This window comes from Serratia sp. ASV30 (genome assembly GCF_016428815.1).
GTDB lineage: Bacteria > Pseudomonadota > Gammaproteobacteria > Enterobacterales > Enterobacteriaceae > Chania > Chania fonticola_C.
The window spans coordinates 1-489 of the sequence record NZ_JAELTL010000188.1 but is presented as its reverse complement, the minus strand read 5'-3'; the positions used below and the strand labels follow the sequence as shown (position 1 = coordinate 489).

Sequence of the window (489 nt, the reverse complement as noted above, 5' to 3'; positions counted from 1 at the left end):
CTCGGAGATGTGTATAAGAGACAGGATAACATTAACTCCGAGTTCGGATTGTATGTTACGAGCAAATTGCGTATCAGACTCATGGTCACCTATATACATAATTGAATAATTTTTAGCACGGCCAAAAATTGACTTTAAACATTTAACACCACCAAATGGATGTGGTTTTTGGTAATGATTTGGAACATCATCGTAACCAACAATAGCTTTAAAAAATTCAGACACCCCATTTATTTCAAACACTCTACGGATATTTCCCTTTGAGTTTTGTGAGCAAATACCATGAGGGATATCTTTTGATTTAATTAAAACATCTTTAATACCATCAAAAAGCACAACTTTGGTTTTATTTTTATCTTGAAACTCTGCCCACAGGCTTCCGGCAATTAACATTTCTTCATGTGACAACCCATAGTAATCAATATATAGCTCTTGCCAATTTTTAGCTCTATGATTAGCAATATGGTATAACTCTTCACTCTGTAAGCA

General features: G+C 34.2%; 1 protein-coding gene. It reads right to left on the bottom strand.

What is annotated here, in order from left to right; translation table 11 throughout:
* On the bottom strand, positions 1-489 hold a 489-nt coding region (locus JHD74_RS26035; protein WP_199063913.1), incomplete at both ends, for an HAD family hydrolase.